Genomic DNA, 24,068 nt, shown 5'->3' on the forward strand with positions numbered 1-24,068 from the left:
CCGATAGTGATGGGGATCGAGAGCTCGTGCGACGAGACGGGCGTCGGTATCGTCCGCTTCGTCGGTGACGGCACCCTCGAGCTTCTCGCCGACGAGGTGGCCTCGAGCGTCGACGAGCACGCCCGCTTCGGTGGTGTGGTCCCGGAGATCGCATCCCGCGCCCACCTCGAGGCGATGGTTCCCACCATGCAACGGGCACTCGCCTCGGCAGGCATCGCCAAACCCGACGCGGTATGCGTGACGATAGGACCGGGATTGGCGGGTGCGCTCCTCGTCGGAGTTGCCGCTGCCAAGGCCTACGCAGCCGCGTGGAACGTCCCCTTCTATGCGATCAACCACCTCGCAGGTCACGTCGCCGTCGACACGCTCGAACACGGACCGATGCCGCCGTGCGTTGCACTGCTGGTCTCGGGCGGGCATACTCATCTGCTGCATGTCGAGGACCTGAGCAAGCCGATCGTCGAACTCGGCACCACCGTCGACGACGCGGCGGGGGAAGCATTCGACAAGGTGGCGCGGCTGCTCGGACTGGGCTATCCCGGGGGGCCGGAAGTCGATCGGCTCGCGCGAGTAGGCGACCGGACCGCTGTGGTGTTCCCGCGTGGTATGACGGGCCCGCGAGATGCCCGCAACGACTTCTCGTTCTCCGGGCTGAAGACTGCCGTGGCCCGGTTCGTCGAAGCGAAGGAACGCGCTGGCGAACCGGTGCCGGTCGCGGATGTGGCTGCAGGCTTCCAGGAGGCCGTGGCCGACGTTCTCACCATGAAGGCGGTGCGGGCGGCTCGTGACGTCGGTGTCGACACCCTGGTGCTCGGCGGGGGCGCGACAGCCAACACGCGGCTGCGTGAGCTTGCAGAGGAGCGGTGTGCCGAAGCCGGCATGACCCTGCGTGTGCCTCGACCGAGTCTGTGCACCGACAACGGTGTGATGATTGCAGCCCTGGGTGCACATCTCATTGCCGGTGGAGCGACCCCGTCGGCGCTGTCCGTGGGAACCGATCCGGGACTGTCCGTCTCGGTCGCGCAGGTCTCGGCCTGACTCTCGGCTCCACTCTGAACCTGACCGAGAGTGCTGTACCTGGCCGAGAGTGCGAGGATCGTCAGCGGGTCGTCGAGGTGTCCACGTCGTCCGAGGTCGTCGGATCGCCGCTGATGCTGCTCTCGGTGACCGACCTTTCCCCGATGGTCGACGTCGGTGAGTTCAGTCCGGGAGACGTGGTCAGCGCTGGATCAGAAGGCTCGGGTGTGATGCCCGGCCCGGGTTCCGGAGTCGTGGGGTCGGTCGGGGTTGTGGGGTCGGTCGGATCGGTCGGATCGGTCGGATCGGTCGGATCGGTCGGGTCGGTCGGATCGGTCGGGTCGGTGGGGGTTGTGGGGTCGGTCGGATCGGTCGGAGTCGTGGGTTCTGTGGGTTCGGTCGGATCGGTGGGGAAAGTCGGGTTCGTGGGCGTCGGCGTCGGTCGTGGCGACGTCGTCGATTCATCCGAGTCGTGCGGACCCCACTTGTCGGGGATCTCGCCGGGTGCCGACTCGAGTGTCTGCACCTGATCGATCGGGGTGGGAGTGGCTGTGGAGTTGTCGCTCGTCACCGGGATATCCGTCCGCGGAACCGTCGACGGGGGCGGAGCCGGAAGAGGTGTTCCGTCGAGATCGCCGTCCGTGGTCTGCGTCGGTGACAGCGAAGAGTCGGGATCGGACGACGGGATGTCGGTCTCTGTCCGATACGACGGCTGCGACGGGTCTTCCGTGACGACGACACCGTTGGTCCCGGCTGGAGACACCGGCGTGCTGGCGGTCCGGTCGGTGAACTTGTCGGTGGCGAATCCAGCGACCACTGCGGCGAGTACGAGCGCCGCCGCCACAGCGCCTGACATGCGCGCTCCCGCCGAGGCGGAGGAAGCCCTTGCGGAGCCGACGATGTCGTAACCGCCGAAGTGCGCGGAGCCGGACAGGTGCGCGGCACCCTGGGCGGCTGCGGACGCCGGTTCCGGGACAGTGATGACATGACCGTCGAAACTGTCGGTGACGGCGGCGGCCAGGGCTGGCACCGCGGCGGTACCGCCGACGAGGGCGAGCGTGCCCGGACGCGGCAACGACTGGGTCGTGACCTGGCGGGTGAACGCGGCCGCGGTCTCGGAGAGTTCGGCGGCAAGCGCCGCCAGATCGGTGCGTGTCAGGGTCACCGACGCGTCGGGCCCCGCTTCGGCGATGTCGATCCGGGTGCGCTCGGAGGTGGTGAGTACTTCTTGGGCGCCCTGACAACGCGCCTTCAGCAAGGCCGGATCGACCTGCATGCGCGTTCGCATGCGGTTGGTGGCGCGGTGGACGTGGTCGTAGATCACCGTGCCGACCGCATTGCCGCTGACGTTCTCTGTGCGCGCCGATCGCAGTACGGTGCCGGATTCCTGGTCCAGCACCGAGACGGTGGTGCCGGACGCTCCCATGTCGGCGACCGCGATCGCGCCGGGTTCGGTGCGTACTCCGACGGTTCGGAGGTACGCCAGGAGTGCGGTGGTCTCGGGAACGAGTCGCACGAGCTTTCCGTGACGTTCCGCGGCGGTGCGGATCGCGTCTGCCTGTTCTTCGGTGCGGTAGGCGACGGTGACGGCATCGGGGACGGGTTGATCCACGACCTGTGTCGTCATCAACGAGATCGCATCGAAGACGAGATCGCCGATATCGCGGCGATGACCGGAATCGACCGCTAGCCTGCGGTACTCGGACGTGAGCCCGGTGGCAGTGTCGACGAGCAGGGCGGCGCCGACGCCGGAGGCGCCGACGGAGATCCCTAGCGACGTGGGCATTGTTCACCTCTCGTGCGTGACCGGCGACCGGGGCGGCAAGGTTCGCTCGCTGCACATGGTCACCGAATGATCACGCTCTCGGTTTCCGTTATTGAACCGTAACATATGGGCCCTTCTGTTCGCTCTCCGCGTGTCAGCACCCGCAGCCCTTGAGCGCTGGCACTCGCGTGTATAGAGTGCTAGTTGACACCGAGCGTCGGCCCGGCACCCGCGACGACGGGACTGCGCGCGGAGTCACTCTGGTGACTGAACAAAACCGAGTTCGAGGACAACGAGAGCCTCGGACCCAAATACCCCTGAAAGTGGAGGGCGCATCGTGGCGAGCGTGAACATCAAGCCGCTCGAGGACAAGATCCTCGTCCAGGCCAACGAGGCCGAGACGACGACTGCCTCCGGCCTGGTCATTCCTGATACGGCGAAGGAAAAGCCCCAGGAGGGCACCGTCGTCGCTGTCGGCCCCGGCCGCTGGGACGAAGATGGCGACAAGCGCATCCCGCTGGACGTCAAGGAAGGCGACGTCGTCATCTACAGCAAGTACGGCGGAACCGAGATCAAGTACGCCGGCGAGGAGTACTTGATCCTCTCGGCCCGCGACGTTCTGGCTGTCGTCGCCAAGTAGGCCGCAACAGTTCCGCCCCGGAGTTCCGTAACGGACCCGGGGCGGAATCCGTTGGGGATCATCCGAACCCAGGAGTAGTCGGAGAACATGTCCAAGCAAATCGAGTTCAACGAAACCGCGCGTCGCGCTCTCGAGCGCGGCGTCGACCAGCTCGCCGACGCCGTCAAGGTCACCCTCGGCCCCCGTGGGCGGCATGTGGTGCTCGCCAAGGCGTTCGGCGGCCCCACTGTGACCAACGACGGCGTGAGCATCGCCCGCGAGATCGAGCTGGAAGATCCGTTCGAGAACCTCGGGGCTCAGCTCGTCAAGAGTGTCGCCACCAAGACCAACGACGTCGCAGGCGACGGCACGACCACCGCGACGGTTCTGGCTCAGGCGCTCGTCAAGGCCGGCCTGAAGAACGTTGCTGCGGGTGCCAACCCCATCTCGCTCGGCGTGGGAATTGCCCAGGGTGTCGAGAAGGTCTCCGAGGCGCTTCTCGCTGCCGCGACTCCCGTCGAAGGAAAGAAAGCGATCGCGCAGGTCGCTACCGTCTCCTCGCGCGACGCCGTGATCGGCGAGATGGTGGGCGAAGCACTCACCATCGTCGGTAAGAACGGTGTGGTCACGGTCGAGGAGTCCTCGACTCTGAGCACCGAACTCGTCGTCACCGAGGGAGTTCAGTTCGACAAGGGTTTCCTGTCGCCGTACTTCATCACCGACGTCGATACTCAGGAAGCTGTCCTCGAGGATGCTCTCGTGCTGCTGTACCGCGAGAAGATCAGCGCGCTGCCCGACTTCCTGCCGTTGCTCGAGAAGATTGCCGAATCGGGTAAGCCGGTCCTCCTCATCGCTGAGGACATCGAGGGCGAGCCGCTCTCGACGCTGGTGATCAACTCGATCCGAAAGACCCTCAAGGCCGTTGCGGTGAAGGCCCCGTTCTTCGGCGACCGTCGGAAGGCGTTCCTCGACGACCTCGCGGTCGTGACCGCCGGTACTGTGATCAACTCCGACATCGGTCTGTCGTTGAAGGAAGCCGGACTCGATCTGCTCGGATCGGCCCGTCGTGTCGTAGTGACGAAGGACAACACCACGATCGTCGACGGTGCAGGCACCGCCGAGGACATCGAGAACCGCGCGGCTCAGCTCCGTCGCGAGATCGAGAACACCGATTCCGATTGGGATCGCGAGAAGCTCGAGGAGCGTCTTGCCAAGCTCTCGGGTGGAATCGCCGTCATTCAGGTCGGCGCTGCCACCGAGACCGATCTGAAGGAACGTAAGTTCCGGGTCGAAGATGCGGTCAATGCTGCGAAGGCTGCCGTCGAGGAGGGCATCGTGCCCGGCGGTGGTTCTGCGCTGGTACAGGCCTCGTTGGCGCTTGTCGAGCTCGAGGATTCGTTGTCCGGCGACGAGGCGACCGGTGTCGCAGTACTGCGGACCGCCCTTACGGCACCGCTGTACTGGATCGCTTCGAACGCAGGGCTCGATGGTGCTGTCGTGGTGAACAAGGTGTCCGAGGCACCCAAGGGCCACGGATTCAACGCGGCCACGCTCACCTACGGTGACCTGATCGCCGACGGTGTCGTCGATCCGGTGAAGGTGACCCGTTCCGCGGTCGTCAACGCTGCCTCTGTGGCACGGATGATTCTGACCACGGAGAGCGCAATCGTGGAGAAGCCCGAGCCTGTCGACGGCGACGCACACGGGCACGGACACGCCCACTAGATATCGCAGGCCCCTCGGGCAGCTCCGAGGGGCCACGATGCACGAAGCCCCGCACGGATTTCTCCGTGCGGGGCTTCGTCGTAGATCGATGCCGTCGATCTCGGGGCCGGCTGTCATCCCTGCAGTGAGGGCGGGGGACCGCCGGTCACACCGCAACCTTGCGGCGATGATGTCGCGTGTACAGCTCACGTTCGCTCTCGGACATTCCGCCCCAGATGCCGTACGGCTCGGCGACACGGAGTGCGTGTTCGCGGCACTGGATGAGGACGGGGCAGCTCTGGCACAGTTCCTTGGCCCGGTTCTCGCGCTGGCTGCGGGCACGTCCGCGCTCGCCGTCCGGGTGGAAGAACACTGAAGAGTCCGCGCCTCGGCAGGTGCCGTGCATCTGCCAGTCCCAGAGGTCAGCGTTCGGACCGGGCAGGGTGTGAGGTGCGGGCATGTGCACTCCTTCGCAGCGTGCTCGCCTCGAAGAGACGAGCGGACCATCGTTCGGAAAGACGTCCTTCCGAGCCGGATCCAATTATCTCCGGCTGTCCTACCGTAAAAGTATTACCGATTAGCCGTCAATGCCTTCGCTCAGTGGGATAGTCCATAACGAAAATGGAAAGAATTAACGTCGGAAATATTTACATTGGTGGGTGAACATGATTGCAGTCGAGTGTTTCGCTGGGTGCGGAGGTCTGTGATTGCACCGTGATGTGCAGTATTAATAGCCATTGAGCTGGCCTTATGCGCAGTTGGTGGTGGAGTGGATGCTGAGCGATTCGACCATGGAGCTGCCGAGTTACCTTCGGTGAACATACATGCAACATGTATGCAATTAACCATTTGTTCAACTGGATGTCGGTCCCGGAGCTAGGGAGATGTCTGAATCCATTGTTTGAGAATTGTTGCGCTCTCAGTGCGAATTCTCGAATCTCCCGGAATGGGAGACTTTGCAGTGCCAGTGCAATGATTCTCCCTATGTCGATCCTCAGCAACTCGGAATTCGAAATCGATACAGCGCCACCGGCCGCGGCGTTGTCGTTGCATGCAGCCGCCTTCGGTAGGTCCCCCGAGAGCGTGCCGGTGGGGGCGGTCCCTACGCGTGACGGGTGCGCCGCACAGGGGCTCGAAGAGCGCTGGTTGCGCGCGGTCGCGCTCGGGGGGCAGGGGCGATACAGCGCCGCCCGGACACAACTGGCCGAGGTGCGACGCTCGGGCTCGCGAGGGGTATGGGTGTCGCTCGCCGAGAGCACCGAAGCATCGTTGCTGCGTCAACTCGGGTGGCACCGCGTGGCTGCCGTGCACGACGGCCGTGCACTGGCCGCAGTCGCAGGAATGGACTCCGTAGCCCGCACCGCCGGCCAGAGAGCGCGACTCGTCGCGGCGCGCTGCGACGCATTGACCGGTCTGGCGGCCGACGCGCTCGGTCGCGGGAGGCTTGCGCAGGCGCGCAGGTTGCTCGAGCGGTGCGCCGATCTTCTCGTCGTGTCTCGTTCGGGTGACGACGAGCTGCAAGGTGAAGGCGGTTTGCTGCGTCAGCGGATCCGGCTCTCGTGGGTCACTGCGGAGACGGCCCTCGCGTCCGGCGATTTCGAGACCGCGCGCGTGTTCGCGACCCGTGGTGCGGCGGACTCCGAAAGGTTCGGGTCGGTGCGCCACCAGGTGAAATCCGACCTGCTCAGGGCTGCCGCGCTCACCGACGGTGCAGACCGGGCCCCGGCGCTCGGGCTTGCGGCCGACGTATGTGATCGGGCTGCTGCTCACGGGTTGATTCCGCTGCGGTGGGCGGCGTCGATGCTGCTCGTCGGGCTGGGTGCAGGCGTCGATGCCGAGCGTGTGCGTAACGAATGCGCTACGGCAGTGGAGCACGGTGGTGGCCGCTTCGCAACGATCCGACCATAGTTCGGTGCCCGCATGCGACGGTTCGTCATGGGGTGTCGTTACTCTGGAGGAGTTCCACGCCAGGTGGAAGCACACCCGGTTGGGGGACCGTGCCACTTGTAACGCCAGGACTTGCGCATTCGATGACTGTTATGGGTGAGGAGTTGGGCTCCGCCGTTGCTGCGGCTGCGCAGGGCGATCGGGCTGCTCTCGCTCGAGTACTAGCAAGTATTCGGCCACTCGTGGTCCGGTATTGCCGGGCGCGGGTCGGATCTGCCGAGCGCGGACAGCTTTCGGCAGACGATGTGGCGCAGGAGGTGTGCTTGGCGGTGATGACGGCGTTGCCCCGTTACCAGGATCAAGGACGTCCTTTCATGGCATTCGTGTACGGCATTGCCGCACACAAAGTCGCCGATGCGCACCGTAACTCTGCACGTAACCGTGCGGACCCGGTGGCCGATGTACCCGAGGTGATGTCGCTCGACGACAGTCCCGAGGAACACGCGTTGAACTCGGAGGCGAGTCGGCAGATGAAAGAGCTGCTCGGCACGCTTCCCGAGAAGCAGCGCGAAATCCTCATCATGCGTCTGGTCATGGGGATGTCGGCCGAAGAGACGGCGTCCGCCCTTGGGAGTACTGCAGGTGCGATCCGTGTGGCCCAGCACCGGGCCATCGCGAAACTCAAGAAGGAAGTGACGAGAGCAGGTGAGAGGAATGGGTAGGAGGCGCGGCGCGGGGCACGGCATATCCGACGATCTTCCCGACGACGGCACCCCCGTGGACATCGCGTCGGTACGGCGCGATGATGCCCTCATCGATGCGATCTCGGGCGACGGTCCGGTGGAGACACGATCGGCCGAAGAATACGAACTCGCCACGATGCTTGCCGGATGGCGAGCAGAGATCCTGGCGGAGCCGCTACCTGTCGGCCCCGATTTCGACGAGGTCGTCGCGGCGGTCAACCGTGAGCTCGGTGCCCGCGAGGCTCTGGCGGCGCAACCGCCCACGCGTTCCAAGGGGCAGCTTCGACTCATTCGACCCCTTGCCGGGGCCGCCGCGCTCATCGCAGCTGCCATCGGCGGTGCTGCCACGGTCTCGTACAGCGCAGAACCTGGTGACGCTCTCTGGGGCGTCAAAGAAGTGGTGTTCAGTGAACAGGCCGAGTCGACCATGGCGCGGATCGACACCAGTTCGACTCTGCAGAGGGCCGAGGAGCTCATCGCAGAAGGCCAGACCGAGGCCGCGACCGAACTGCTCCGATCCGCAGAGGTCCGTTCCACGGGGGTCACGGACGCGGGGCAACGCAACGAACTCGGTGATTGGTTGCAGCGGCTCACCGAAGAGATGAACCGCATCGTGCCGACCCTGCCGGGACCGCTCGTTCCGGGAGCGCCACTGCCGCCCGGGCCCGGAGCCGCAGCAGTCCCGCAGGTGCAGCCGAGCACCCCGGGCGCCCCGCAGCAGTCGGCCACGCCGCAGGCACCCGTCGAATCGACGCCGAATCCGGGGTCGACCGTCGACCCGACGATCTTGAATTCGCCTACATCGCCGGTGGAGACGACGTCCCCGACCGTGCCGCCGACCACCGATACATCGACTCCGGGCGAGTCGACCGGCACGACTCAACCCGCTCCGACGACCACGGTGTCCGTGCCGGACCCGAGTACTTCGACTGCGTCGGACACACAGGGATCGAACACCGGACAGCAGCCCTCGTCTTCGGACATGAGGATGGATGAGACGACGTCCGGCGGCGCCTGACGCGTCGGACCATAGCAACGAAAGGCCCGGCAGCATGTGTGCTGCCGGGCCTTTCGTTGCAGTGGTGTCCGGTCGTCAGGAATCGAGTCCGTAGGGGTCGACCGGCAGGGCTTCGTTCATCGACGCGTCGGCGTAGCCGCGACAGTAGTCCCAGGTGACGTACGCGTCGGGGGCCGGATCGAAGGCGGGCTCGTGGGGGCGGATCGTCCCGTCGACGAGCAGTTGGAGCAGGTTCGCGCGGAGCATGTCCCAGTCGTGGTAGTGCTCCTGATGGCAATCCTCACAACAGACGACGAGGCCGCGGACTCCGCGTGGAGCCAGCAACGCCTCGTACACCGCGAGGTCGGCAAGGTCTTCTTCGACCGCGAGCCGTTCGGCAGGGTCCAGGGGCTGGCCCGGCTCGATCGCGTCCAATGCTGCGGACGGATCGTCGGGATCTCCTGCAAACGGATCCGGTGGCAGACCGGGGGGCAACTGATCACGCACGCCACCACGGTACGCAGTTCGAGGGGTTCCGCGCCAGCCGTCCAGCGTGGACACGCCGATGAACGGCGCGTATTCGAGAGATCTCGAGCACGCCGGCACGGGTTGCGGCGAGTTGCGTAGTTGCAAACAGATACCATGGTCGTCGACGGCTTCGCCAGAGGTGGCGTCGTCGTTTCACATAATCCCGTCGTTTCGCATAATCCCACTGCCGGACGGTCCGTCCGTCCGCACCCATCGATCACCACGGAGGGTCCGAACCGCATGAGTAGTACCGGAGGGCATGTGCACACCGGCGGTGACGACCCGAACAAGGTCGCAATGCTCGGTCTGACCTTCGACGATGTGCTGCTGCTGCCCGCGGCGTCGGACATCGTTCCGAACAGGGTCGACACCTCGAGTCAGCTCACCCGAGAGATCCGCCTGCGGATCCCGCTGGTCAGTTCCGCCATGGACACGGTCACCGAATCCCGCATGGCCATCGCCATGGCGCGAGCAGGTGGCATGGGCGTCCTGCACCGAAACATGCCTGCGGAGACGCAGGCAGCGCAGATCGAGACCGTCAAACGCTCGGAAGCGGGCATGGTCACCGACCCGGTGACCTGCAAGCCCACCGACACCCTTGCCGACGTCGACGCGAAGTGCGCGCGTTTCCGGATCTCGGGACTGCCGGTGACCGACGACGCGAACCAGCTCGTCGGCATCATCACGAACCGCGATATGCGGTTCGAGGTGGATCAGAACCGTCCGGTCGCCGAAGTGATGACCAAGGCGCCGCTCGTCACCGCGAGTGAAGGCGTGACGGCGGAGGCCGCACTCGGCCTTCTGCGCCGCCACAAGATCGAGAAACTGCCGATCGTCGACGGGCAGGGCAAGCTCACCGGCCTGATCACGGTCAAGGACTTCGTCAAGACCGAGCAGCATCCCAATGCCACGAAGGACCGCGACGGACGGCTACTCGTCGGTGCTGCCGTCGGTGTCGGCGACGAAGCCTGGACCCGCGCGATGACGCTGACCGACGCCGGAGTCGACGTGCTCGTGGTCGACAGCGCCCACGGGCATTCCGCCGGGGTTCTGGCCATGATCTCGAAGCTCAAGGCGGAGGTCGGTGACCGCGTGCAGATCATCGGCGGAAACGTTGCCACCCGCGCTGGAGCCACTGCGCTCATCGAGGCCGGTGTCGATGCCGTCAAGGTCGGTGTCGGGCCGGGCTCGATCTGTACGACCCGTGTCATCGCAGGTGTGGGCGCTCCGCAGATCACGGCGATCCTCGAAGCCACCGCGGCGGCGACGGCGCTCGGCGTCCCCGTGATCGCCGATGGTGGCCTGCAGTTCTCGGGCGACGTCGCGAAGGCTCTCGCTGCCGGCGCGTCCACCGCCATGCTGGGCTCGCTTCTCGCCGGTACAGCCGAATCGCCGGGCGAGTTGATTCTCGTCAACGGCAAGCAGTTCAAGAGCTACCGCGGGATGGGTTCACTCGGCGCCATGCAGACCCGTGGCCAGGCCAAGTCGTATTCCAAGGACCGCTACTTCCAGGACGATGTTCTGTCGGAAGACAAGCTCGTCCCCGAAGGTATCGAAGGCCGGGTGCCGTTCCGCGGACCACTGCAGCAGGTTACCCACCAGCTCATCGGTGGTCTGCGTGCAGCCATGGGCTACACCGGAGCGTCGACCATCGAGGAACTGCAACGCGCCCAGTTCGTGCAGATCACCGCTGCGGGACTCAAGGAGAGTCATCCGCACGACATCACGATCACTGCCGAGGCGCCGAACTACGCCGCCCGCTAGGTTCGACGCGTTCGCAGCAGATCCCGTCGCGGTCGACGGGACAACCGCATTCTCACGAGAAAGGGGCGCGCGTGCGCGACCTCGTTGAAATCGGCATGGGCCGGACGGCCCGCCGCACGTACGAGCTGGACGATGTGGACATCGTGCCATCCCGTCGTACCCGGTCGTCGAAAGAGGTGTCGACCACGTGGCAGATCGACGCCTACCGCTTCGACATTCCCGTGCTCGCGCATCCGACCGACGCCCTCGTGTCGCCGGCCTTCGCCGTGGAACTCGGCAAGGCCGGTGGCCTCGGTGTGATCAACGGTGAGGGGCTGTGGGGTCGGCACGCCGACGTCGAGGCCGTGATCGCCCGTCTCGTCGGCATCGCCGAGAGCGATCCCGATCCGAGCGCGGCCATCGCATACCTGCAGGAGCTGCACGCGGCCCCGCTGCAGCCGGCTCTGCTGGCTGCGGCCGTCGCACAGGTCCGTGACGCGGGTGTCACCACCGCGGTGCGCGTGAGCCCGCAGAATGCTCGGGCGTTGACGCCGGAGCTGGTCAAAGCAGGCGTCGATCTCTTGGTCGTGCACGGCACGATCATTTCCGCGGAACACGTGGCGCACGGTGACAGCGAACCGCTCAACCTGAAGACATTCATCTCCGAACTCGATGTGCCGGTCGTGGCGGGTGGGGTGAGCGATCACCGTACGGCGCTGCATCTGATGCGCACGGGTGCCGCCGGTGTCATCGTCGGTTTCGGTTCGACGCACGGCGCGACGACCACCAGCGCGTCGCTCGGGATCGGGGTGCCCATGGCCACCGCGATCGCAGATGCTGCTGCAGCTCGTCGCGACTATCTGGACGAGACCGGGGGACGTTACGTCCACGTCATTGCCGACGGCGACATCGAGACCTCCGGCGACCTCGCGAAGGCGATCGCGTGCGGTGCCGACGCTGCGGTGTTGGGCGCGCCACTCGCGATCGCGGCCGAGGCCCCGGGCCAGGGATGGTACTGGCCGTCCGCCGCCGCGCATCCGTCGCTTCCGCGTGGCGCTGCGCTTCAGGTTGCCTACGATGAGCGCCCGAGTCTCGAGCGTGTGTTGACCGGGCCGTCCGACGACCCGTACGGATCGCTCAACTTCGTCGGTGGTCTGCGACGGGCGATGGCGAAGTCGGGTTACTCGGATCTCAAGGAGTTCCAGAAGGTCGGGTTGTCGGTGCGCGCCTGATCTGATTCTGCTGCTGTGTGGTGGCCGAATGTGACATTGTGTGCGTTGAAGTGCGCAAATGTGACATTCGGCCACTGTCGTACGAAGCGACCTGCAATCTCTGACACCTGCAGTAACGGATAAGATGCCCCTTGTGTGCAGGGTCACCGGCGGGGGTGCATACTGGCCGGTAACAACGCAGGTTCGGCGGAGGTGCTCCAATGGGTGAACAACGGGTCGTGGACTACGACGTACTGATCGTCGGGTCGGGTTTCGGTGGCAGTGTGACCGCGTTGCGGCTGGTCGAGAAGGGATACAAGGTCGGCATTCTCGAAGCCGGTCGTCGATTCGCCGACGCGGACTTCGCCAAGACCAGCTGGGATCTGAAACGGTTCCTCTGGGCGCCGAAGCTCGGATGTTTCGGCATTCAGCGGGTCCACCTCCTCCGCGACTGCCTGATCCTCGCGGGAGCGGGCGTCGGGGGTGGCTCGCTCAACTACGCCAACACGCTGTACAAGCCGCCGGCCGCGTTCTTCCAGGACCAGCAGTGGGCGGACATCACCGACTGGCACGACGAACTGAGTCCGTTCTACGACCAGGCGCGACGCATGCTCGGCGTGGTGCAGTATCACCGCATGACCGCGGCCGACAAGGTCATCAAGGAAGTTGCCGACGACATGGGCGTCGGCGACACGTTCATCCAGACGCCGGTGGGGGTGTACTTCGGTGAACCCGGTAGAACCGTCCCGGACCCGTACTTCGGCGGCGCAGGCCCGGACCGTGCCGGCTGCATCGAATGCGGCGAATGCATGACCGGGTGCCGCCACGGAGCGAAGAACACCCTGATGAAGAACTACCTCGGCCTCGCTGAGCGCGCGGGTGCGGACATCCTCCCCATGACCACCGTGACCGATCTGCGCGAAAGCCCGGACGGCACCTGGACGGTGCGTACCGAACGCACCGGCGCGCTGGTGCGCAAGTCCCGGCGGGACTTCACCGCGTCACATGTCGTGCTGGCCGCCGGGACCTGGGGCACCCAGCACCTGCTGCACCACCTCAAGGACACCGGGGCCCTGCCCGAGCTGTCCGACCGCGTCGGTGAACTCACCCGCACGAACTCCGAGTCCATCGTCGGCGCGGGCAAACTGAAGGTCGATCCCGAGATGGATCTGACCGAAGGTGTCGCGATCACCTCGTCGTTCCACCCCACATCGGACACCCACATCGAACCCGTCCGGTACGGGAAGGGTTCCAACGCCATGGGACTGCTGCAGACACTGATGACCGACGGCGGCGGCCCGGTACCCCGGTGGGTGAAGTTCCTCGGACAGGTCGCGAAGAATCCCGCCAAGATGCTGCGGATGTTGTCGGTGAAGGATTGGAGCGAGCGGACCATCATCGCTCTGGTGATGCAGAACCTGGACAACTCCATCACCACCTACACCAGGAAGGGTGTGTTCGGTCGCCGCAAGGTCACCAGTAAGCAGGGCCACGGGGAGCCGAACCCGACGTGGATCCCGGCCGGAAACGAGGCGACGCGTCGGATCGCAGAGAAGATCGACGGTATCGCCGGCGGTACCTGGGGCGAGATCTTCAATATCCCGCTCACCGCGCACTTCCTCGGAGGTGCAGTCATCGGAACCGACCCGGAGCACGGCGTCATCGATCCGTACCACCGGGTGTACGGCTACCCGACCCTGAGCGTGGTCGACGGCGCCGCCGTCTCGGCGAACCTCGGCGTCAATCCTTCACTGACCATCGCGGCGCAGGCAGAACGTGCCGCTGCGCTGTGGCCGAACAAGGGTGAACAGGACCTGCGCCCTGCGCAGGGCGAGCCGTACGGCCGGGTACAACCGATCACGCCGAACAGTCCCGTCGTGCCGGAGGGCGCTCCCGGCGCGTTGTCCCTGCCGATCGTCGAGATCACCGGTGGAGCGGGAGTGGCCTGAGTGCCACGACAGATGTGATCTACCCGGGACCTGAGCGGCCGCGTCCGGATGTCCGGGCGCGGCCGCTTAGACTGTTCGAGTGTCGCAAACCCAGCAGTCCCGGCCCGTACTCGTCGTCGACTTCGGAGCCCAGTACGCACAGCTGATCGCACGACGCGTGCGCGAGGCCAAGGTCTATTCGGAAGTTGTTCCGCACACCACGAGCGTCGAAGAGATCGCGGCCAAGGAACCCCTCGCGGTGATCCTGTCCGGCGGCCCTTCGAGCGTGTACGAGGACGGCGCCCCGGAACTCGACCCGAAGCTGTTCGACCTGGACATTCCGGTGTTCGGAATCTGCTACGGCTTCCAGGCCATGGCGAATGCCCTCGGAGGAACGGTGGCGCACACCGGAGCCCGCGAGTACGGCCGCACCGACCTGTCGGTGTCCGGCGGTGTGTTGCACGACGGTCTGCCCGCGACACAGCCGGTGTGGATGAGCCACGGTGACGGCGTGACCGTCGCACCCGAAGGATTCGAGGTGACCGCCACCAGCGCAGGCGCACCCGTCGCCGCGTTCGAGGACCGCGCGCGCCGCCTCGCCGGTGTCCAGTACCACCCCGAGGTGCTGCATTCGCCGCACGGACAGCAGGTCCTGAGCCGGTTCCTGCACGAGATCGCGGGCATCCCCGGCGCGTGGACCGCCGCCAACATCGCGGACTCGCTCATCGAGCAGGTGCGCGAGCAGGTCGGCGACGGTCGCGCGATCTGCGGACTGTCCGGCGGTGTCGATTCCGCGGTCGCGGCCGCGCTGGTGCAGCGCGCCATCGGAGACCGGTTGACGTGTGTGTTCGTCGACCACGGACTCATGCGCGAAGGTGAACGGCAGCAGGTCGAGAAGGACTTCGTCGCGGCCACCGGGGCCCGCCTCATCACCGTCGACGCATCGGAGACGTTCCTGCGCGAACTGTCCGGCGTCACCGACCCCGAAACCAAGCGCAAGATCATCGGCCGCGAGTTCATCCGCAGCTTCGAAGGCGCAGTGTCCGAGGTTCTCGGCGAGGGCGCATCGAAGGGCGAGAAGGTCGAGTTCCTGGTGCAGGGCACCCTGTACCCCGACGTCGTCGAATCCGGCGGTGGATCCGGGACCGCGAACATCAAGAGCCACCACAACGTCGGCGGGCTCCCCGAAGACCTGAAGTTCGCGCTCGTCGAGCCGCTGCGCCTGCTCTTCAAGGACGAGGTGCGCGCGGTCGGCCGTCAGTTGGGATTGCCCGAGGAGATCGTGGGCCGTCAGCCGTTCCCCGGTCCCGGCCTCGGTATCCGCATCATCGGTGAAGTCACCCGCGACCGTCTCGAGATCCTGCGGCACGCCGATTCGATCGCGCGTGAGGAACTGACCTCCGCCGGTCTGGACGGTCAGATCTGGCAGTGCCCGGTGGTGCTGCTCGCCGACGTGCGCAGCGTCGGTGTCCAGGGCGACGGCCGCACCTACGGTCATCCGATCGTGCTGCGTCCGGTGTCCAGTGAGGACGCGATGACCGCCGACTGGACGCGCCTGCCCTACGAGACCCTCGAACGGATCTCCACGCGCATCACCAACGAGGTGGCCGACGTCAACCGCGTGGTGCTCGACGTGACGAGCAAGCCGCCGGGAACCATCGAGTGGGAGTGACGACACGATCCGTGTCGTGAGACACGCCTGTGCCCCGGACCGTCGTGGTCCGGGGCACAGGCGTTCTCGTCTCTAGTGATGGTTCTTTCTGCGTCCCGGCGCCAGTACGAGGATCGCGCCGATGACGATCGCGGCGGCGACGAGGATCCATCCCATGTCGAGCGTGGCAAGGAAGTCGAGGCGGAAGGGGCCGACCAGGGCCCATGCGCTGACCGCCAGCGCGGCGATCGCGGATAGCAGCAGCAGGATCGAGGGTCCGCGTCGCGCGTGTGTTGTGTCCGTGCCGGTGTCGTCGGCTCCGGCGTCGAATGTGGTGTCGAAGTCAGCCACGTCGCACCTCCGTGCTTCCCATAACGGTGTTGATATCGATGGACAGGACCGGTCCGCCGGGTCCGTCGGCTCCGCCGTCGAGGCCCTGTGGCATGCACGGGGACGCGGCCTTCGACGTGCACGTGATGTCGACGTCGAGCTCCGGAGGCAGATGGATCTGCGTGGAGGCGAGCCGGGTGTCGATCGTGATCGCGTGATCCTGCGTCAGCTCGAGGTTGCGCAGATCGAGCTCGAGATCTCCGAGCTGCACGGCGTATTCGGACTCCAATTCGGCGGCGGTCAGCGGTGCGAAACGTTGTTCACCCGACGATTCGATCTGGATCGGTCCGACGAGTGACCCCAGGATCACGAACCCCATCAGCGGACCCGTCACCACCAGTAGGCCGTATCCGCGATGCATGAACGCACCCAGTAGAAGACCCAGGCCGATCATCGCGAGGGCGATGGCTCCGATGCGTGCAGGGGTGAGCCACTCGATGTCGGTGGAGACGGCGACAGTCCCGGCAGCTGCCGCGGCCAGCACCGCGAATCCGAGGATCGTGGTGGTCAGCCGTGAGCGCGGCTTCTTCTCGACGGGCACTGGCGAGTGCGTCGGTGTCGGCTCGGGAAGATCCCATGCAAAGGGGGCGACGCCGAGGGGGTCCCACGAGGGCGGAGTGCCACTGCCGGTCGAGAAGGTCTGCTCCTGCACTTGTGTGGTGTCCGAGGACCGGGGTGTGTCCTTCGACAGCGAGACGGTGCTGTCGGTCCCACTGCTGTCGATCCCACTGCTGTCGGTCTGATTGCTATCGGTTGCACGGCTGTCGGTCTCTCGCGGCGCGGTCGTAGGTTCGGACGCGAACGGAGCTTGGAACGGAGTCTGCGTGAACGGTGTCTGCGTGAACGGCGTCTGGAACGGTTGTCCGAACTGCTGCTGAGGAAACATGGTGCGGTGGAAAGAGAACCCGCCGACCGGTGGTGGAAGCGTCGGAGGCTCGGGCCGGCGCTGGTACAGCAACCACCACCCGCCCAGCATCAGTACCATGCTGATGAATCCTGATCCGCCCGAGCCGACACCGACCGGGCCGACGGCACTCGCCGCGATGGCGAGCGCGACGAGAAGCACGATCACCTTGGTACTCGAATCGGAGCTGTGCCCGCGGCCGACGAGCGATTCGATCGCCGACACCTGATCGCCGTGGCGGGTGAACAGCACCCACGCTGCTAGATACAGCACGATGCCGGCGCCACCGAAGAGCGCTGACACGACGAACGCTATCCGCACCAGCACCGGATCGATGCCGTACCGCACACCGATACCTGCGCACACACCGGCGACGTGCCCCTGCTCGGGCAACCGCACAGGGCGGGTACGCCACATATCCGTGAGTTGTTCTGGGAAGGTTCGCGTGGTCATGGCATCCATCCTGGCGGCCGAGACCGTTTCGCACATCAGGGACGAACCCTGATTTCGTGGCCGTGGTCGGGGGCCTCGACCTCAGGGTCGATCCCCGATGCCCCCGGTCGGCACATCGTGTCAGTATCGAGGTGTGGACCTCGTATCCGGATTACCCGTGCCTGTCGACCGTCTCGAACGGAGAGTCGGCGGTCGAGTCGTCGGTGGGGTCGCGGGTGGACTTGCCGACCATCTCGATATCGACGTCACCAAGGTACGTGTCGCGTTCACGGTGCTCGCCGCTCTCGGCGGGCTGGGCATCGTCGCCTACGGGCTGTTGTGGATGTTCGTTCCCCCCGGAGACGACACCGATCGGCCGTCCGGGACAGAACGCCGACGCGCCCTTGGGCTCGCGGTCATGGGTATCGCGCTCGCCATCGGGCTGTCGTGGCTGTTCAGCGGAGGTGCGGCCTCGGCGATAGCGCCGGTGGTCGTGGTGTCGGTGGGAGCGGCTCTCGTCTGGAGGGAGTTCGACGCCGAAGGCCCCCGCTCGGTGTTCGGTCTGCCTGCCAAACCGACCGTGCTCGCGTGGGCGCGAGTCCTCGGAGGACTCACCCTCGTGGTGACCGGTCTCGGGGTCGTCGTCCTTGCTCAGGTGGACGTCGAGGCACTGCGGTCGTCGTTGCTCGCCGTCATCGTCACGTTGGTGGGGGCTGTGTTGCTGTCCGTGCCGCTGTGGATCCGTATGTGGCGTGCCCTGGAGACCGAGCGTGCGGCGCGGGTCCGCACCGAAGAGCGCGACGAGATCGCCTCGCACCTGCACGATTCGGTGTTGCAGACGTTGGCGCTGATCCAGAAGCGGGCGGACAGCCCGCAGGAGGTCGTGCGGCTCGCGCGCAGTCAGGAACGTGAACTGCGGCGCTGGCTCTTCGGCGGCGACGAGACTCCGCGCACGTCCCTGGCGGAAGCGCTGCGCACCATCGCAGGGGAAGTGGAGGACCAGCGCGGCGTGTCCGTGGCTCCTGTGATCGTCGGCGACGTGGCACCCGACGACGAGGACGTGTCGGCCGAAGCGCTCACGGCGGTGCTCGGCGCCACCAGAGAGGCTCTGGTCAACGCTGCGAAGCATGCGCAGGTCGACAGTATCGACCTGTTCGTGGAGGTCGAATCTCACGAGATCAGCGTGTTCGTCCGCGACCGCGGTGTCGGGTTCGATCCGGACGTTGTGCCGGAAGACCGGCAGGGTCTGGCACGTTCGATCAGGGCGCGCATCGAACGACGCGGCGGACGCACCGTGGTCAAGACTGCACTCGGGAAGGGCACCGAGATCCGCATCCACATGCCGCGATCCGGTGCGGGGCACGCCGAGGAGACGACCCCGCAAGAGGCAACCACGCAAGAGGCAACCCTAGAGTGGGAGGCGACACATCCCCACCACGAGGAGCAGCCCCAGTGAGTTCGACTCCGGCGATATCGTCCGAGATCTCCGAATCGACCCGGCGGTTCCGGGTCTTCCTCGTCGACGATCACGCGGTGTTCAGGTCCGGCGTCCGAACCGAATTGGGACGCGAACACGACATGGAGATCGTCGGTGAAGCCGGCGGTGTGGCAGAGGCAGTGGCCGGGATCGAGTCGACGAAACCCGATGTGGTGCTGCTCGACGTGCACATGCCCGACGGGGGTGGGGTCGCAGTTCTCGGCCGCATCGACCCGGGCTCGGTGTGTTTGGCGCTGAGCGTGTCCGATGCCGCGGAGGACGTCATCGCGGTGATCAGGGCGGGCGCCCGCGGCTATGTCACCAAGACGATCTCCGGCCCGGATCTCGCCGACGCCGTGCGTCGGGTGGCAGGGGGAGATGCGGTGTTCAGCCCCCGGCTGGCCGGGTTCGTGCTGGATTCGTTCACCGGTAGGTCCACCGCGCCGGAGCCCCCGCTGGACCCTGAACTCGATTCGCTGACCCCTCGCGAACTCGAGGTGCTGCGACTGCTCGCCCGCGGGTACACATACCGTGAGATCGCCGAGGAACTCGTGATTTCGGTGAAGACCGTCGAGACGCACGCGTCGAATGTGTTGCGAAAGACGCAGCAGTCCAACCGTAATGCGCTCACCCGGTGGGCGCATCGGCGGCGTATCGACTGATACAGGGCGGGATGTCGGCCGACTCCGTCTGTGCGTGACGGGGCGTGGTCAGTGCGTGACGAGGCGTGCGGTGCTCTTCGCCTCGATCGCCTCTGTCACGTTGTCGATGCCGGACCGGACGGTGGCGCCGTATCCGTCGTCGGCGAGGGCGTCGACGTAGATGCGTGCCGCGGTGAGGTGCTCGGTAGCGGCATCGAAATCGCCCAGACGTCGGTGGTCGTCGGCGAGATTGAGGTGCAACGACGGATAGAACCCTCGGATCTGCAGCGAGGCATGCTCCTGCTGCACTCGGGTGTCGTCGAGAGAATCGGCTGCCTCGAGCGCTCGGGCGTCCCACACGAGGGAAGTGGCGGCATCGTCGTAGAGGTCGGCGAGGAAGTGCGCGAGAGTGCAGCGGTGCAGGGCGTCGCCGTCGGGTCCGATCTCGTCCCACAGGCTTTCGAGGTTCAGGCGTGCGGCGGCGGTATCGCCGGAACGGCCTGCAGTGACGGCGTCGGTGATGGCGACCATGGTCGGATCGGGTGTGGTCGGATCGGGTGTGGCCACGGGTCTCCTCGTACTGTGTCGCTGGATGTGACGGAAGAGTGGCACACGGCACCGACACGGTGCGGGGATCAGGCCACGAGGAACGCGATGACGAGCGCGACGACCAACGCCACCAGAACGATCGCCGCCATCGCCGCCATCGCCAGCGGTGCATAAGCGAGGACCTTCTCCTGCGTCGATTCGGGGAGTTCGCCCTTGGGGATCAGTCGGTCGCGCACACCGGCCACCCACGACGCGGACGAACCACGGTCCGGCGCCCGCGGTGTTGTGGGCATGTTCAGGGGCTGGTCCATGAACGAACTGCGGGGGCGTGTCTGGTCGTCGACCGGAGACGAGCGTTGCGCCCAGGACGGGACGGTGCCGTCCTGGGAGACGATGGGCCTGCCGCGGAGCATGGCAGGGTTCCCTCCGGGGCCGAGGACCACCGCGGTGAGACGATCGCGTGCCTCGCTCATCGTCGGCCGGCGCGACGGGTCGGGTTCGAGCATGGTGAGCAGGGTGTCGGTGAGGAGACCGGTTCTGGTGGGCGGGATGATCTCGGCGCGAGCAACGCGGTGCAGTAGCGCTATCGAATCCGTTTCGTAGCCGAACGGTGGCTGCCCCTCGACCGCGGTGTAGAGGGTGGCGCCGAGGGAGAACACGTCGCTGGCCTCGGTGGGATCGCTGCCCCGCGCGACCTCGGGTGCGAAATACGCGGGAGTACCGATGATCACGCTGGACGGATCGTTGTCGCCCTTGGCTCGTGCGATGCCGAAGTCGCTGATCTTCACGACACCGGCGTCGTGGCCGCGTTCGGCGATCAGAATGTTGCCGGGCTTGACGTCGCGATGCACGATGCCGGCCTCGTGGGCGGCGGCGAGAGCGTCGGCGACATCGGCGCCGATCTGCGCGACCACGTACGGCGGCAGGGTGTCGATCGCGTTCATGACCTGAGCGAGGCTGCGGGACGGCAGATGCTCCATGACCAGCCACGGTTCGCCGTAGTGGAGCGCGACGTCGTACATGGAGATCGCGTGCTCGTGGGTGAGCTGGGCAGCGACCCGGCCTTCGCGGAGAGCGCGTCGGCGGATTTCCTCGGCGGCGGCGGGGTCGAGGTCTGCGGTGGAGATCACCTGCTTGACGGCCACGTTCCGCCCGAGTCGGTTGTCGCGAGCGAGCCATACGGCGCCCATGCCTCCGCCACCGAGCTTGGAATCGAGTCGATATCGCCCGGCCACCAGGTGATCCGGACCGACGACCCTTCCTTCTCGTTCCCGTTCTGCCACCTCACGAGGGTAATCGATCCGGGCGGATACCTCGGGAGGTCGACGGGTCGAGGTGGGGTTGATCACTTGACGGCCGGTGCCGATATCAGGTCTACTGGAGGAGTTCGAAAATACGTTCGAATAAATCGAGCTGGGCCGCGTCTTCCCCGTGGTCGGCAGGTCGTGAGTACATGCGACAGGCGGATGACAGGGGTGTATGTGGGCAAAGTGGCCGAATTTCCGGTCGGTGAAGATCCGGTCGGCAGTGAAGAACCGAGCCGAGCGGAACGGATCGAGACGCTGAGACGCCGGATCTCCGCGGTTCCGGCGAAGGGGGAAGTCTCCGCGCCTGCTCCGGCACACAGTCCGGTCGAGCGACTGCTTCCGGTGCCGGAACCCCTCGCCGAACTGCTTCCGCGCGGAGGACTGGTCCGCGGCACCGTGGTGTCCGTGTCGGGGTCGGCGTCGTTGCTGCTGGGAATGGTGGCGGCGGTGACGGCAGCGGGCGGCCACGCCGCAGTCATCGGCCAACGGCGACTCGGGCTGCTCGCGGCAGCGGAGATGGGAGCCCGGTTGAATCGGGTGGCGGTGATCCCTGACCCGGGCCCCGATCCGGTCGAGATCGCGACGGTACTGCTCGACGGTCTGGACCTGGTGGTGCTCGGCCTGGGGGGAAAGTCGGTTCCGCCATCGCGGACCCGTGTCGTCGCCGCTCGTGTGCGGAGCAAGGGTGCGGTCCTGGTGGTCACCGACGGGCATTGGGACGGCGCGCAGGTGCGTCTCGAAGCGAAGGTGAGCGGCTACGAGGGATTGACCGGACCGGGGCGGACGCGGCTGTGCGGTACCAGGTTGTCGGTGCGGGCACTGGGACGCGCCGCCGCTCCACGGGACGCGTGCATCGACGTCTGTGCCGGACCGGGCGGTGTGCGGTGGATATCCGGTGAGCGACGGCGAACCGATTCCGGTCCGAACCTCGAAGCGGCCCCGAACCTCGAAGCGGCCCCGAACCTCGAGGTGGCCCCGAATCTCGAGGTGGCCCGGTGACCAGGGCCGGCCGGCCGGCGTCGCGTGTCGTGGCGGTGTGGTGCCCGGACTGGCCCGCGGTGGCCGCGGCTGCGGCAGCGGGCATCCCCGCCACCACTCCGATCGCTGTGGTGTCCGCGAATCGGGTGGTTGCATGTTCGGAATCGGCGCGGGCAGCCGGTGTCGTACGCGGCTCGGTGCGTCGCGAAGCTCAAGGAAGATGTCCTGAATTACATGTGGCACAGAATGATCCGGACCGGGATGCGCGACTGTTCGAACCTGTGGTCGCGGCGGTCGACGCGGCCGCCCCCGGTGTCGAGGTGTTGCGTCCGGGCCTCGTAGTTCTCGCGGCGCGTGGCGTCGTGCGATGGTTCGGATCGGAGGAGACCGCCGCCGAACGCCTTGTCGACGAGGTGGCATCCGTCGGAGTGGAATGCCAGGTGGGTGTCGCCGACGAACTGTCCACCGCGGTGCTCGCCGCGCGTCGGGCCGCGTTGGTGCCGAGCGGTGGCGGCCCCGGGTTCCTCGCTCCGCTGCCGATTTCTCAGTTGTCGGTGGAGCCGGCGCTGGCCGCTCCGGAACGGGCAGAACTGGTGGATCTGCTTCGGCGGCTCGGGGTGCGCACGATGGGGGCGTTTGCGGCGCTGTCCGTATCCGATGTGGCGTCGAGGTTCGGTGCCGACGCAGTGGCGGCACACCGAAGTGCGCGTGGACTACCGGAGCGCCCGCCGTCAGGGCGTGCAGTTCCTCCCGATCTCACCGTGGAGCACGCATGCGACCCCCCGGTCGAGCGAGTGGACACCGCGGCGTTCATCGGCCGGATGCTTGCCGAACTGCTGCACACCCGTCTTGCCGCAGCGAATGTGGCCTGCACTCGGCTGCTCGTGTCGGCCCGCACCGGCAACGGGGAAGAACTGGCGCGGACGTGGCGCTGCGCCGAACCGCTGACCCCAGAGGGGACTGCCGACCGGGTGCGTTGGCAACTCGACGGCTGGCTCACCGGACGTAGCGCCGACCGCCCCACCGCCGGGGTCACGCTGTTGCGCCTCGAACCCGTGGAGGTGGTGGCCTCCGGCGCCTTGCAGCTGGGCCTGTGGGGTGGCGTCGGAGACGAGGACGAACGGGCACGACGGGCGCTGGTCCGGGTGCAGGGTCTGCTCGGCGGTGACGCGGTCCGGGTGGGGGTGCTCAGCGGTGGGCGCGGCCCCACTGAACGAATCACGCTCGTCCCGGTGGGAGAGGAGGCGGTGCCATCGTCGGATCCGGATGCGCCCTGGCCGGGTCGGCTACCGCCACCGGCTCCGGCCATGGTGATGCACGTGCCGCCGCCGATCACGGTGGACGACGACGTGGGTCAGGCGGTGACGATCACCGAGCGGGGTCTGCTCAGCGGTCGGCCGGCACAGTTGCGATGGGGAAGTCGCAGCTGGCAGGTGATCGGATGGGCCGGGCCCTGGCCGGTGGACGAATACTGGTGGGACCCCGAGGCCGCCCACGACATCGCGCGACTGCAGGTGTTGCTCGACGGAGGTCGGGCCCTGTTGATCGTCCACAGAGCCGACGGCTGGCGAGTGGAGGGTGTCTACGACTGACTACG

General features: G+C 66.5%; 21 protein-coding genes. 14 read left to right on the forward strand and 7 right to left on the reverse strand.

Going from position 1 to position 24,068, the window contains the following annotated elements; translation table 11 throughout:
• The first annotated feature begins 9 nt into the window (after positions 1 to 9).
• Positions 10 to 1,038 (forward strand): tRNA (adenosine(37)-N6)-threonylcarbamoyltransferase complex transferase subunit TsaD, encoded by a 1,029-nt coding sequence (tsaD, locus tag ACFWCF_RS13885; protein WP_378492017.1) that lies wholly within the window; start codon positions 10 to 12, stop codon positions 1,036 to 1,038.
• A gap of 61 nt (positions 1,039 to 1,099) precedes the next feature.
• Here tsaD and ACFWCF_RS13890 read toward each other — a convergent pair whose 3' ends face one another.
• Complete coding sequence (locus ACFWCF_RS13890) at positions 1,100 to 2,803, reverse strand: Hsp70 family protein (protein ID WP_378562167.1); 1,704 nt, start codon at positions 2,801 to 2,803, stop codon at positions 1,100 to 1,102.
• 316 nt (positions 2,804 to 3,119) lie between these two features.
• On the opposite strand from ACFWCF_RS13890, the gene groES reads away from it, so the two are divergent.
• Both groES and groL read left to right on the forward strand, forming a co-directional pair.
• Complete coding sequence (gene groES, locus ACFWCF_RS13895; protein WP_006550071.1) at positions 3,120 to 3,422, forward strand: co-chaperone GroES; 303 nt, start codon at positions 3,120 to 3,122, stop codon at positions 3,420 to 3,422.
• An 87-nt stretch (positions 3,423 to 3,509) separates the two neighbouring features.
• On the forward strand, positions 3,510 to 5,126 hold the full coding sequence (gene groL, locus ACFWCF_RS13900; protein ID WP_378562170.1) for a chaperonin GroEL: 1,617 nt from the start codon (positions 3,510 to 3,512) through the stop codon (positions 5,124 to 5,126).
• Positions 5,127 to 5,271: 145 nt separating this feature from the next.
• Here the strand turns inward: groL and ACFWCF_RS13905 are convergent, their stop codons facing one another.
• Positions 5,272 to 5,565 (reverse strand): WhiB family transcriptional regulator, encoded by a 294-nt coding sequence (locus ACFWCF_RS13905; protein ID WP_054807538.1) that lies wholly within the window; start codon positions 5,563 to 5,565, stop codon positions 5,272 to 5,274.
• Between the two features lie 524 nt (positions 5,566 to 6,089).
• Here ACFWCF_RS13905 and ACFWCF_RS13910 point away from each other — a divergent pair.
• The 3 genes from ACFWCF_RS13910 to ACFWCF_RS13920 all read left to right on the forward strand — a co-directional run bounded on the left by ACFWCF_RS13910 (position 6,090) and on the right by ACFWCF_RS13920 (position 8,753).
• Positions 6,090 to 7,013 (forward strand): hypothetical protein, encoded by a 924-nt coding sequence (locus tag ACFWCF_RS13910; protein WP_378562173.1) that lies wholly within the window; start codon positions 6,090 to 6,092, stop codon positions 7,011 to 7,013.
• 122 nt (positions 7,014 to 7,135) lie between these two features.
• Positions 7,136 to 7,714, forward strand: coding sequence for a sigma-70 family RNA polymerase sigma factor (locus tag ACFWCF_RS13915; protein WP_378491979.1), 579 nt, complete (start codon positions 7,136 to 7,138; stop codon positions 7,712 to 7,714).
• On the forward strand, positions 7,707 to 8,753 hold the full coding sequence (locus ACFWCF_RS13920) for an anti-sigma-D factor RsdA (RefSeq protein WP_378562176.1): 1,047 nt from the start codon (positions 7,707 to 7,709) through the stop codon (positions 8,751 to 8,753). Before ACFWCF_RS13915 ends, ACFWCF_RS13920 begins: the two co-directional genes overlap by 8 nt.
• A gap of 75 nt (positions 8,754 to 8,828) precedes the next feature.
• Here ACFWCF_RS13920 and ACFWCF_RS13925 read toward each other — a convergent pair whose 3' ends face one another.
• The gene (locus tag ACFWCF_RS13925; RefSeq protein WP_378562179.1) at positions 8,829 to 9,239 is read right to left on the reverse strand and encodes a DUF5319 domain-containing protein; all 411 of its coding nucleotides are present in this window, start codon (positions 9,237 to 9,239) and stop codon (positions 8,829 to 8,831) included.
• A gap of 261 nt (positions 9,240 to 9,500) precedes the next feature.
• On the opposite strand from ACFWCF_RS13925, the gene guaB reads away from it, so the two are divergent.
• The 4 genes from guaB (at position 9,501) to guaA (ending at position 15,814) form a co-directional block, all read left to right on the forward strand.
• Positions 9,501 to 11,024, forward strand: coding sequence for an IMP dehydrogenase (gene guaB, locus ACFWCF_RS13930; protein WP_378562182.1), 1,524 nt, complete (start codon positions 9,501 to 9,503; stop codon positions 11,022 to 11,024).
• A 71-nt stretch (positions 11,025 to 11,095) separates the two neighbouring features.
• Positions 11,096 to 12,235, forward strand: a complete 1,140-nt coding sequence (locus ACFWCF_RS13935; RefSeq protein WP_378490853.1) for a GuaB3 family IMP dehydrogenase-related protein — start codon at positions 11,096 to 11,098, stop codon at positions 12,233 to 12,235.
• Positions 12,236 to 12,435: 200 nt separating this feature from the next.
• On the forward strand, positions 12,436 to 14,163 hold the full coding sequence (locus ACFWCF_RS13940; RefSeq protein ID WP_378562185.1) for an FAD-dependent oxidoreductase: 1,728 nt from the start codon (positions 12,436 to 12,438) through the stop codon (positions 14,161 to 14,163).
• A gap of 79 nt (positions 14,164 to 14,242) precedes the next feature.
• The gene (gene guaA, locus ACFWCF_RS13945; protein ID WP_378490851.1) at positions 14,243 to 15,814 is read left to right on the forward strand and encodes a glutamine-hydrolyzing GMP synthase; all 1,572 of its coding nucleotides are present in this window, start codon (positions 14,243 to 14,245) and stop codon (positions 15,812 to 15,814) included.
• A gap of 72 nt (positions 15,815 to 15,886) precedes the next feature.
• Here the strand turns inward: guaA and ACFWCF_RS13950 are convergent, their stop codons facing one another.
• Together ACFWCF_RS13950 and ACFWCF_RS13955 are read right to left on the reverse strand one after the other, a co-directional pair.
• A complete protein-coding gene (locus tag ACFWCF_RS13950) occupies positions 15,887 to 16,144 on the reverse strand; it encodes a hypothetical protein (protein WP_378562188.1) in 258 nt (85 codons plus the stop codon).
• Positions 16,137 to 17,540 (reverse strand): PspC domain-containing protein, encoded by a 1,404-nt coding sequence (locus ACFWCF_RS13955; protein ID WP_378562191.1) that lies wholly within the window; start codon positions 17,538 to 17,540, stop codon positions 16,137 to 16,139. Before ACFWCF_RS13955 ends, ACFWCF_RS13950 begins: the two co-directional genes overlap by 8 nt.
• Before the next feature lie 97 nt (positions 17,541 to 17,637).
• Here ACFWCF_RS13955 and ACFWCF_RS13960 point away from each other — a divergent pair, with 97 nt between their 5' ends.
• Together ACFWCF_RS13960 and ACFWCF_RS13965 are read left to right on the forward strand one after the other, a co-directional pair.
• Positions 17,638 to 18,975, forward strand: coding sequence for a PspC domain-containing protein (locus tag ACFWCF_RS13960; RefSeq protein WP_378562194.1), 1,338 nt, complete (start codon positions 17,638 to 17,640; stop codon positions 18,973 to 18,975).
• A complete protein-coding gene (locus tag ACFWCF_RS13965; protein WP_378562197.1) occupies positions 18,972 to 19,658 on the forward strand; it encodes a response regulator in 687 nt (228 codons plus the stop codon). Before ACFWCF_RS13960 ends, ACFWCF_RS13965 begins: the two co-directional genes overlap by 4 nt.
• Before the next feature lie 48 nt (positions 19,659 to 19,706).
• On the opposite strand, the gene ACFWCF_RS13970 is transcribed toward ACFWCF_RS13965, so the two are convergent.
• Positions 19,707 to 20,168, reverse strand: a complete 462-nt coding sequence (locus ACFWCF_RS13970; RefSeq protein ID WP_378562580.1) for a hypothetical protein — start codon at positions 20,166 to 20,168, stop codon at positions 19,707 to 19,709.
• A gap of 104 nt (positions 20,169 to 20,272) precedes the next feature.
• Positions 20,273 to 21,469 (reverse strand): serine/threonine-protein kinase, encoded by a 1,197-nt coding sequence (locus ACFWCF_RS13975; protein WP_378562200.1) that lies wholly within the window; start codon positions 21,467 to 21,469, stop codon positions 20,273 to 20,275.
• 198 nt (positions 21,470 to 21,667) lie between these two features.
• On the opposite strand from ACFWCF_RS13975, the gene ACFWCF_RS13980 reads away from it, so the two are divergent.
• Complete coding sequence (locus tag ACFWCF_RS13980; protein WP_378562582.1) at positions 21,668 to 22,492, forward strand: hypothetical protein; 825 nt, start codon at positions 21,668 to 21,670, stop codon at positions 22,490 to 22,492.
• A complete protein-coding gene (locus ACFWCF_RS13985; RefSeq protein WP_378562203.1) occupies positions 22,489 to 24,063 on the forward strand; it encodes a DNA polymerase Y family protein in 1,575 nt (524 codons plus the stop codon). Before ACFWCF_RS13980 ends, ACFWCF_RS13985 begins: the two co-directional genes overlap by 4 nt.
• Positions 24,064 to 24,068: the final 5 nt, after the last annotated feature.

Origin of the sequence: Rhodococcus sp. NPDC060090 (assembly GCF_042729855.1) — a bacterium.
Classification (GTDB): Bacteria; Actinomycetota; Actinomycetes; order Mycobacteriales; family Mycobacteriaceae; genus Rhodococcus.